This window comes from Listeria marthii (assembly GCF_014227425.1).
Taxonomy (GTDB): Bacteria; Bacillota; Bacilli; order Lactobacillales; family Listeriaceae; genus Listeria; species Listeria marthii.
In genome coordinates this window covers 150570-161186 of the sequence record NZ_JAASWB010000007.1, presented here as the reverse complement: position 1 = coordinate 161186, position 10617 = coordinate 150570, and the positions used below count along the sequence as shown (strand labels likewise).

General features: G+C 39.0%; 12 protein-coding genes and 1 pseudogene. 12 read left to right on the top strand and 1 reads right to left on the bottom strand.

What is annotated here, in order from left to right; genetic code table 11:
• From HCJ55_RS12950 to HCJ55_RS12920, 7 genes and pseudogenes are all read left to right on the top strand, one after another.
• Positions 1-576: pseudogene (locus tag HCJ55_RS12950) on the top strand (T7SS effector LXG polymorphic toxin); the annotation flags it as partial.
• Positions 577-586: 10 nt separating this feature from the next.
• A complete protein-coding gene (locus HCJ55_RS12945) occupies positions 587-1054 on the top strand; it encodes a hypothetical protein (RefSeq protein WP_185518515.1) in 468 nt (155 codons plus the stop codon).
• Positions 1055-1161: 107 nt separating this feature from the next.
• Positions 1162-1686, top strand: coding sequence for a DUF2247 family protein (locus HCJ55_RS12940; protein ID WP_185518513.1), 525 nt, complete (start codon positions 1162-1164; stop codon positions 1684-1686).
• Between the two features lie 78 nt (positions 1687-1764).
• Positions 1765-2196 carry a hypothetical protein gene (locus HCJ55_RS12935; RefSeq protein WP_260451400.1) on the top strand — a complete coding sequence of 144 codons (432 nt, stop codon included), beginning with the start codon at positions 1765-1767 and terminating at the stop codon, positions 2194-2196.
• A gap of 34 nt (positions 2197-2230) precedes the next feature.
• Complete coding sequence (locus tag HCJ55_RS12930; protein WP_185518511.1) at positions 2231-2806, top strand: nitroreductase family protein; 576 nt, start codon at positions 2231-2233, stop codon at positions 2804-2806.
• A gap of 64 nt (positions 2807-2870) precedes the next feature.
• A complete protein-coding gene (gene rpmF, locus HCJ55_RS12925; RefSeq protein ID WP_003718584.1) occupies positions 2871-3041 on the top strand; it encodes a 50S ribosomal protein L32 in 171 nt (56 codons plus the stop codon).
• Positions 3042-3132: 91 nt separating this feature from the next.
• Entirely contained in the window at positions 3133-3861 is a 729-nt protein-coding gene (locus tag HCJ55_RS12920; RefSeq protein WP_185518509.1) for an NUDIX domain-containing protein, read from the top strand.
• Positions 3862-3893: 32 nt separating this feature from the next.
• Here the strand turns inward: HCJ55_RS12920 and HCJ55_RS12915 are convergent, their stop codons facing one another.
• A complete protein-coding gene (locus HCJ55_RS12915) occupies positions 3894-4787 on the bottom strand; it encodes a LysR family transcriptional regulator (protein WP_185506687.1) in 894 nt (297 codons plus the stop codon).
• Positions 4788-4984: 197 nt separating this feature from the next.
• Between HCJ55_RS12915 and HCJ55_RS12910 the strand changes: the two genes are divergently transcribed.
• The 5 genes from HCJ55_RS12910 (at position 4985) to HCJ55_RS12890 (ending at position 10607) form a co-directional block, all read left to right on the top strand.
• Positions 4985-6979, top strand: coding sequence for an NAD(P)/FAD-dependent oxidoreductase (locus HCJ55_RS12910; RefSeq protein ID WP_185518507.1), 1995 nt, complete (start codon positions 4985-4987; stop codon positions 6977-6979).
• Positions 6980-7078: 99 nt separating this feature from the next.
• Positions 7079-7954: a shikimate dehydrogenase gene (locus tag HCJ55_RS12905; protein ID WP_023547987.1), complete on the top strand. Its 876-nt coding sequence runs from the start codon at positions 7079-7081 to the stop codon at positions 7952-7954.
• A gap of 65 nt (positions 7955-8019) precedes the next feature.
• A complete protein-coding gene (gene aroD / locus HCJ55_RS12900; protein ID WP_185518504.1) occupies positions 8020-8778 on the top strand; it encodes a type I 3-dehydroquinate dehydratase in 759 nt (252 codons plus the stop codon).
• 93 nt (positions 8779-8871) lie between these two features.
• Complete coding sequence (locus tag HCJ55_RS12895) at positions 8872-9465, top strand: SGNH/GDSL hydrolase family protein (protein ID WP_185518502.1); 594 nt, start codon at positions 8872-8874, stop codon at positions 9463-9465.
• 185 nt (positions 9466-9650) lie between these two features.
• On the top strand, positions 9651-10607 hold the full coding sequence (locus HCJ55_RS12890; RefSeq protein ID WP_185518500.1) for a DMT family transporter: 957 nt from the start codon (positions 9651-9653) through the stop codon (positions 10605-10607).
• Positions 10608-10617: the final 10 nt, after the last annotated feature.

The following is a 10617-nucleotide window of genomic DNA, read 5'->3' as shown; positions in this document are numbered from 1 at the left end:
GAAGAAGGCGAGCTGTTAAAAGCCACACTAGAATCACTGAAGCAAAATAAAGATCCGATAACTGGTCAAGAAATAAGCAAAGCGCAAAGTTTTGGCATTTTAACCTCATTAGTTTTTGGCTACACGACGAAAAAATATCGAGGAAAGAAGCTTTCTATATCAAAAAGTGAATTGGAGGAAATTAAAAATGCTAGTGAATCGGCTCTACCGAAATCAAGTATTGGTATAGCTCAGTCTAGAATAAATATAGCCAATGGCCCTACAAGATTTAGCTCTTCAGGTAATGCAGGTTTCAATCATATAGTCGATAGACATTTTAATCCAAATAGAAATGCTGGTCAGTTTACCATTAGTCAGGATAAACTTAAAAATATTTTATCAAGTAAAGAAACTGTGAAAATAGAAGTTAAAGAAATTCCTGGAAATCAGTTTGAAAGAATAATTAATATTGGTGAAACTGCGGGTACTATAAAACCTAGTATACCTGATAACGGAGGGAAGCCAACCAACTATATTCGGATTTTAACAGACAAAGCGGGTAATTTAATTACTGCTTATCCAATACCAAAACCCTAGGAGGTATACAATGAACGAAGAAATAATTGATCTATATAGAAAATTTGATAACAACAAACTACCATTATTTTTTGGAAAGCTCATTTTATTTATAAATAATCACGATAAAATCTTTAGAAAGTATATTTTAGAAGATAGTTTAAATAGTATTGAACAATTCAAAGAAAGTGAATTCTTTTTAGGAACTACAGATGATAATTTGGAAGGTTTAGTACTAGGGTATTCAGAAACGCTAATCAGAGCGGACGAAAAAGAAATTTGTAGCAATGTAATTCATATGGTATGGGATATAGCCACATTTATGACAGATGAACTATGCCCGAGTTGTCAGGATGCAAATTTAAAAATTGCTTCATCTACAGATAGAAGTAAAATCTATAAAACGTGTGATAATTGTTTGATTACAATGGAAAATGGTCAATTTATTGAAAGACCTAAAGAGATGATTCCGGCAACAAAAGAACAAATAAATTCATGAAAGATAAATGAGTATCCATTTTAAAAATGAACGTTCTTTTTCAATTTAAAAATATACACAAAAAAGTTTCTCAGAAATCCTAAGTTAAATGGGAGTGTCAATAAAAAATGGATATAACGAAATTTAAAGAAAATGATATTCCTTTTTCATGGAATGAGCTTAAATTAGGTAGGTTTGGCTTTTTAGATAGGGATTTCTACTTACAACCGATATGGAATGATGAAGTCGTAATGAAATACATATTAGCCTATTTGACTAAAAATGAAAATGAAGAAAACCCTTACTTATGGGAGCTAGGAAGTCTATTTAAACCATATGATGAGATTGAAATATTTAGGCTTCTGGATTTAGTTGATGAATCTAGTGAAAATGATTTGAAAAGTTACTATAGATGGAGATGGGTTTTAGTTAATGATTTATTAAATAGCATTATGGATAAGGGCTACGTTGATGCTTTGTTGGAAATCAGTGAGTTTTGGCTGGATTTGAAATCTCCAGTGGGTATGCCTTTTCAATTTCAAGGTGTTGAAAACCAGCTTACGCCTCAAGAATTTTATACAGAGGAATATTTATCTAAAGTAGTTTTATCACATAAAAACTGGTTGGCGGCTGAGAAAGAGAGAGTAAGATAGGCTATCTAAATTAATAGTCACATTGCTTTAGATGTAGGAACTATTTTATTCGTAAATAACATTAAAGGTGAAGCATTAATGGAAATAAGTTATAAAGTTTTTGAGAAAAAAGGGTTTGGAAAAGTTCCGGTTATACACTTTTCAGGAGAACAATATACTGGATTGGGGGACTTGTTAAATATAGATTTTTCATCAATTACGTTAGAGGATATTTTGGATAAAAATAATAAAATCGAAAATGGCGAGAGTGAATTTGAGGAAATCGGAACAGAAAGAAGCATAGTAGAAATTCGGAAAAATGAATGTATGATTTATGACGCTTTCGATGGACTGTTGGATGATGATGAGTTAAATCCAACAATAAATCTATCTATATTTGAGTTTAAAAAGATTGTTATGGACTGGAAAGCGGAGAGAGAAAAGCTTTTAAGCACAATAAAAAAACTCAGAATCCACCACAAAAGCCCCTTTACTAGCAACCCACAATCCAATCATGCTATAATCCTCTAAATGATAACGTTTATCATTTAAGGGGGAATTAAACATGATTGAAAAAACAATTATGGAACGTCGCAGCATTAAAAAAGCGAACGACGCGCCAATTTCAAGAGAAACAGTCAACACTATTTTAGAGCAAGCAGCCTTTGCACCTTTTCATAGCAAAGTAGAGCCGTGGAATGTTTATGTACTGCACACGCTTGCTGAAAAAGAACGTTACATCGAGAAAATTATCGCTTTCAATGAGCGCGAACAAGGGGTTACTTTTTCCGAAGCAGAGGTTGCGGATTTAAAAGCGGGCTATGCGAAGAAAATTATTACGCCGCCGTACTTACTCATCGTGACGACGAACATTATCGGGCACGGGAAGAAGGATTTCGAATCAATCGGAGCAACTAGTGCGTTTATCCAAAATATCCAATTGCTTGGCTGGGAAGCGGGGATTGGGATGATTTGGCGGACGAATCGGTTTATTTTTGATGCGAAGTTTGCGGATGATTTAGGTATTCCTGCTGAGCAAAAAATTGTCGGGACTTTGCATTTAAGTAGTTTAGCTGATGTTCCTGAGGCAAAAACGCGTCGTCCTTTGAATGAATGGGTGAAGGATTTGGCGGATTTGTAAGATTGATGTTTCGGGTGATTAGCGTTACAATGAAACAAGTGTAAGAAATAAGGAGGCGAGCAAGATGGCAGTTCCAGCTAGACGTACGTCCAAAGCGAAGAAAAACAAGCGCCGTACGCATAAAGGCTTAACAGCACCAGGTTTGAGTCGCGATAGTGAAACAGGCGAATACCGTATGTCACACCGCATCTCACCAGATGGCACTTATAAAGGTCGCACAATTATCGAAAAATAAGAGGATTTGTTCCAGCGATTGGAACAAATTCTTTTTTTTATGATACTATAATGGAAAGAGCTAAATACACAAAAAGGAGTCTGATTTTAAAATGACAGAAGAATTTGTGAACAAAGAAGATGCGCTGAAAAAGTATAATGCAAAAGAGTTTCGAACACCAGATGGCTATACGAGTGATATGATTTTGACGACAGTAAAAGAGTTGAACGGGAAACCAACCTTACATATTTTATTAATTAAACGAAGCAGCACAAATGCGGAAGGCAAACCAAATATCGAAGGCGGAAAATGGGCGGTTCCGGGCGGATTTGTGGATGAAAATGAATCTGCGGACCAAGCGGCTGAGCGTGAACTAGAAGAAGAAACAAGTTTGACGAATATTCCGCTGATTCCTTTTGGTGTGTTTGATAAACCGGGGCGTGATCCGCGCGGTTGGATTATTTCGCGGGCGTTTTATGCGATTGTGCCACCAGAAGCTTTAGAGAAACGCGCGGCTGGGGATGATGCGGTGGATATCGGGCTTTTCCCAATGACGGAAGCACTGGAACTACCGCTTGCTTTTGACCATTTAGATATGCTGAAAAAAGCATTTAGTGCGATTACAGAAGAATTTTTACTGACGACGGCGATTCGCGATTTCTTGCCGGAAACTTTCTCAGCAGAGATACTTTACCAAACGCTAGAGGGTTGCACGAAGCCGGGGATTTTGCCGGATGAAGTAGAATTTATGGAGAATATCGAGTATTTACCGTATTTAGAAAAAGTTGGCGATTTGTACCGATTTAATGCAGATGCCGAAGCGGGAAGTATTTACTTTTAAATAAAAAAGGAGCCATCTATTTGGCTCCTTTTTTATAGGAAATGTTTTTCGCCGTAGCGTAATGCGAAGTCTTTGAAAGCCTTGGATGCTGGCGAAATGTAGTGATTTTTCAGGCTGGCTAGGTAGATAAAACGGTCATGTTTTGGTTCGTTGATGGATAATACTTTGACGTTATAATGTGATAATGACGAGATTTTGGGCATAATCGAAATGCCGTAATCGACGCTCACAAGCCCAACCATTGCGGTATCTTCCTCGACATAACAGCCGATTTTTGGCTGGATATTTATTTCAGCAAAAAGGGAATCAATGAGCGGTCTAAGGCCACTCGTGTCAGAAAAGAAAATGTACGAATAATCGGCAGTGTCTTTTAAATCAATCGAATCATATTTAGCAAGTGGATGGTTTTCAGAAACGACAATGACTAACTCTTGTTTGGTTAATGGTAAAAACTCAATATCGGGTTCATTTTCGACGTAGGAGCAAATCGCTAGGTCGAATTTTTCATTTTTTAAGTCGGGAATAATCGATTTTGTCGCTCCTTGAAAAAAGGAAAATGTGATGTCTTTATGGCTTTCGACTTTGGTGAAATTTTGGACGAGTTCGGGAACCGTGTGCGCGCCCATTGTGTAAATAAAGCCTAAATCAATATTTCCGTGAGAAGGACTAGTTAATTCATGTAACAATTTTTCGCCTTTTTCTAGTTCGGCGAGTGATTTTTCCACATAGGTTAAATAGAAGCGACCGTATTTTGTTAAACGGATGTTGCGGCCTTGTTTTTCGAATAAATATACGCCAAGTTCGCGCTCAAGTTCTGCGATAGAGTGGCTTAGGCTAGGCTGGGTAATGGAGAGTTCGGCGGCTGCAATCGTGTAATGCTCTCGTTCGGCCAATTTTTTAAAGTAGTATAGTTGACGCAAGTTCATCGGTTAACCTCCTCGGAATGCCTTGATAACTCTATTGTAAGCGATTGTATAGAAAAAATCTATGGATAAATCGAAAAATATACATTAGATTAATAATTATTCCTGCCTTATAATGAAAGAGAAATAAGATTGTGCATTATTGAACGTGAATAATGTAACAAATCATTTGCTGAGATTATAGTCGCAGGAGGCTTATTATGACAGATTATCCGAGTATTTTTGAACCACTAACTGTAAAACGAATGACGATTAAAAACCGTGTAATTATGCCGCCAATGGGAACAAACCTAGCTGGATTAAATGGCGAATTTTTAGAAGAACATATGAATTACTACGAACAACGCGCAAAAGGTGGCACAGGTCTGATCACTATTGAAAACGCTTGTGTAGATTTTCCTTATGGTACAAACGGAACAACCCAACTTCGAATTGACAATGACCAGTATATTCCTGGATTTTACAAATTAACAGAACGTCTTCATAAACATGGAACTTGTGTATCAATCCAAATCAACCACGCCGGTGCATCTGCTTATCCAGCACGTTTGAACGGACTTCAACCAGTTTCTGCGTCAGATATTCCATCTAAAAAAGGCGGCACTGTGCCTCGTCCGCTTACTGTCGAAGAAATTTATGAAATCGTCAATAAATACGGCGATGCAGCGAGACGCGCCCAACAAGCTGGCTTTGATGCAGTCGAAATCCACGGCGGACACTCATACTTGCTATGCCAATTCTTATCGCCACTTTACAACAAACGGACAGACGAATTTGGTGGAACGCCTGAAAATCGCGCCCGTATCGTCAAACTAATTTTGGAAAAAGTCCGCGCGGAAGTTGGCCCATTTTTCCCAATCGTGCTGCGTTTTAGTGCAGATGAATTTACAGAAGGCGGCAACCATTTAGAAGATATTTTGGAACTGCTAGATTATTGCCAAGAAGAAGCGGATATTTTGAATGTATCAGCGGCAATTAACGATAATTTATACTTACAAATTGACCAAATGAACTTGGAAGATGGCTGGAGAAGCTACCTTGCAAAAGCGGTAAAAGATAAATTTAACAAACCAACGATTACTTCGGGAAACATTCGCAGTCCAAAAGCGGCCGAGAAAATTTTGTCAGAAGGATACGCTGACTTACTTGCGATGGGACGCGGCTTAATTGCTGAGCCTAACTGGGTGAACAAAGTGGCAACTGGTCAAGAAGACATGCTTCGAAAATGTATTTCTTGTAATATCGGTTGCGCGGATCACCGGATTTCGAAATCGAAACCAATTCGCTGTACTGTAAATCCAGATATTATTCATGAAGATAAATACAAAGAAACAAAAGTAACTCGTCCTACAAATGTTGTCGTAATTGGCGGCGGAACAGCAGGACTTGAAGCAGCTTGTACGGCGGCCGAAGTTGGCTGTAACACAACGCTAATTGAAGCAAATGAACAAACTGGTGGCTTGGCGCGAGCAATTGCTAACCTTCCAGATAAAAGTAGAATTGCCGATTTCCCTAATTATTTAGCGAACCGAGCAGAAAAATTAACCAATTTGAAAGTTATTACAGGCACTAAAGCTGATACTGCGCTTATTGATACATTTAATCCTGATGTGGTAGTAAATGCCACAGGATCCAAACCATTACTTCCACCAATTAAAGGTTTGCTTGACGTGATTGACAAAGAAGGTAGTAAAGTTCATTCGATTTTCGGACTTATTTCGAATATCGATGACTTTACCGAATTTAGTAACAAAAAAGTTGCAGTTATCGGCGGTGGTGCAGTTGGACTTGATGTGGTCGAGTACTTCTCAGAACGCGGCTCGGATGTTACAATTGTAGAAATGATGCCAATCCTTGGTAAAGACTTGGATATGATTACGCGACTTTCGATGATGGATATTATTGAGAAAAACCACGTCGATGTGCAAACAGAAACAGCACTGACGGAAGTAGCAGCAGATCATTTCAAAGTGAAACATGACGGAGTAGACGCCGAGATTCCATTTGATTACGGCTTCGTCTGCCTAGGAATGCGACCAGAACGCCCACTTATGGAAGAACTTGCGGCTTACGGCAAAGAAAAACAAATTGAAATCGTAAATATTGGCGACAGCGCTGCAACAAGAAAAATCTTGGAAGGCGTTCGCGAAGGAAGAAATATTTTAACTACATTAGAAAAAATTGGCTCTTTGTAATCCGAACTGGCAAGGCGGACTCCGCTTTGCCACATTCGCTCTTTATATAAGTTCACATTTTCACAAATAAACCTTAATTTGGAAAGGAACGATGTTATTATGACAAGCAAAATCACGGAAAGAATTACAGGACACACAGAATTAATCGGTTTAATCGCCACTCCAATCAGACACAGTTTATCACCAACCATGCATAACGAAGCTTTTGCAAAATTGGGGCTTGATTATGTATACCTTGCTTTTGAAGTTGGGGACAAAGAACTGAAAGACGTTGTACAAGGATTTCGCGCAATGAACTTACGTGGCTGGAACGTTTCCATGCCAAACAAAACAAACATTCATAAATACTTAGATAAACTTTCTCCAGCCGCTGAACTTGTTGGGGCGGTCAATACAGTTGTTAATGATGACGGCGTGTTAACTGGCCACATTACAGACGGAACGGGCTACATGCGAGCTTTAAAAGAAGCTGGACATGACATTATCGGCAAAAAAATGACGATTTGTGGCGCTGGTGGTGCGGCAACGGCTATCTGCATCCAAGCTGCTCTTGACGGCGTAAAAGAAATCTCTATTTTCAACAGAAAAGACGATTTTTACGCGAATGCAGAAAAAACAGTAGAAAAAATCAATTCGAAAACAGATTGTAAAGCACAATTATTTGATATCGAAGACCACGAACAATTACGTAAAGAAATCGCTGAAAGTGTTATTTTCACGAATGCCACTGGCGTTGGGATGAAACCTTTCGAAGGCGAAACACTTTTACCAAGTGCGGATATGCTTCGTCCAGAATTAATCGTTTCGGATGTTGTCTACAAACCAACCAAAACAAGATTGCTTGAAATCGCCGAAGAACAAGGCTGTCAAACACTTAACGGCTTAGGAATGATGCTTTGGCAAGGTGCGAAAGCTTTCGAAATTTGGACACACAAAGAAATGCCAGTAGATTACATTAAAGAAATCCTATTTTAAAAACTTGCAAAAGAACAAGGTTATCGCTAATCTTAAAACATAATATCGAATGAGGAGAATTATACATGAATAAAGTAGTCGTAAAGAATGTTACGTTTGGTGAAGGTGCGCCAAAAATTTGTGTACCAATGGTCGGTAAAACGGTTGCTGCGCTTAAAGAAGAAGCAGAAATGTTACAAACAATTGATTTGGACGTTGTCGAATGGCGCGTTGACTTTTTTGAAGACGTAAAAGATTTAGCTAAAGTGGAAGCTGCACTTGGCGAAATTCGCGCAATTTTACCAGAAACACCGATTTTATTCACTTTCCGAAGTGCAAAAGAGGGCGGCGAATTAGCTGTCAGTGACGAATTTTATTTTGAATTAAATGAAACTCTAGCTGGAACTGGCAAAATTGATTTAGTTGACGTGGAACTTTTCAATGAAGAAGCGGACGTTTTACGCTTAATTGAAACAGCTCACAAGAACAATGTAAAAGTAGTGATGTCGAACCATGATTTTGATAAAACACCTGCGAAAGAAGAAATCGTTTCTCGTTTAACTCGCATGGAAGCACTCGGCGCGGATCTTCCGAAAATCGCCGTAATGCCAAAATCTGCTGCGGACGTACTAACTTTATTAGATGCAACAAATACCGTATCTGAAAAAGCGAGCCAACCAATCATTACGATGTCGATGGCGGGAACTGGTGTCATTAGCCGTCTTGCTGGAGAAGTATTTGGCTCCGCAATGACATTTGGCGCTGCGAAAAAAGCATCGGCTCCTGGGCAAATTGATGTTAATGAATTGCGTCATGTGCTTGATTTACTGCATAAACAATTTTAATGAAGTCAAAAACCTTAAATTTAGATTAATCGTCTAAGTTTAAGGTTTTTTTGTTATAATAAGACATCAGGAAATTTAAAGGAGACGGACCGAATGAAGAAGTTGCTTTTTTTAGGTGATAGTGTGACAGATGCTGGGCGCGATTTTGAAAATGACCAGGAATTAGGGCATGGTTATGTGAAAATGATTGCAGATCAGCTTGGAAAAGAAGATGTAACGGTTATAAATCGTGGCGTTAGTGCGAACCGAGTGGCGGATTTACATCGTCGTATTGAGGCAGATGCGCTTTCGCTTGCTCCCGATGTCGTAACAATCATGATTGGGATAAATGATACGTGGTTTAGTTTTAGCAGATGGGAAGATACTTCGGTGACGGCATTTAAAGAAGTGTATCGTGTGATTTTGAGCCGGATTAAAGAAGAAACAAATGCGGAACTTGTTTTGATGGAGCCGTTTGTATTACCTTATCCGGAAGACCGAAAAGAATGGCGCGGCGATCTCGATCCGAAAATTGGAGCTGTGCGCGAACTTGCAGCAGAATTTGGCGCAACACTTATTCCGCTTGATGGATTAATGAACGCGCTCGCTATCAAACATGGCCCGACTTATTTAGCAGAAGACGGCGTTCACCCAACCAAAGCAGGACATGAAAGAATTGCGTCGATTTGGTTAGAATTCACCAAATAACCCTTTACAGAAAAATTTATCCATGCTATAGTTGGGTCTATGCGATGAGCCTACAAGCAGTGACTTAAGTATCACTGCCCCATTTTCCGCGTTATAGCTTTGTGGAAAGCTGCGGAAGATGACGCTATGAAATGCCCCTTAAAGTAATTTAAGGGGCATTTTTCTATAAAAAAGGAGTGTTTGTTTTGCAAAAAGAGAAAGCACCAATAGGACTTTATTTTTTATTAATTGCAGTGATGGCGAGTTGGGGCTTTAACGTAACGATGACGAAGGTGTTAGTTAGCTATTTTCCAACGGTTACGATGACGTCTTTTCGGATTTTCACCGCAGCAATTACGGTTATCATTATCTTATTTATAACAAAAAAATTGCGACTGCCTACAAAACGGGAATTTGGCTTAATTTTTCTCGCAAGTATTTTTAATATTGTTATCCATCATTTTTTCTTATCGAATGGTTTAAAGCTGACGACTGGGACGAATGCGGGGCTTATTCTTGGTTCTGCACCAATTGTTGTGGCGATTTTTTCTGTCATTTTTCTCCGTGAACGAATTGGAGCTTGGCGAGCGGTTGGGTTTTTAGCGGGGATTTTTGGGGTGAGTTTGGTTGTGCTTTCTAATGGGACGGGCGTAAGTGGGATTTCGATTGGAGATATCTATATTTTTATCGCGATGGCTTCCCAGGCATTTAGTTTCATTATTATTAAAAAGCTCGCAGGATCGATGGACACAGGGCTGATGACCGGATATATGCTATTTCTTGGCTCGGTTATGTTGTTTGCCGTAAGTCGTTTCATGGAGCCTGCTGGTATGTCAGAATTAATGGCGGTTCACTCGTGGAAACTTTGGCTACTTTTCGTTGTATCAGCAGTAGTTGCGACAGCCTTTGGTAATTTCGTTTATAACTATGCGGTCGGGAAAATTGGCCCATCACGCTCCGCCATTTTTATGAATTTTAATCCGTTATTTTCATTAATTGGCGCGTTGCTTTTCCTTGGTGAAGCAATTAGAATCCCACAGCTAGTTGGGTTCATTTTTATCATTATTGGCGTCCTGCTTGGTTCGGGGGCATTAATGGATCTTATATACGAACGCAAAAAAAGAAGAATACGCGACCCGGAAAAGAAGTTTGACTTTTATTGACCTTTATATT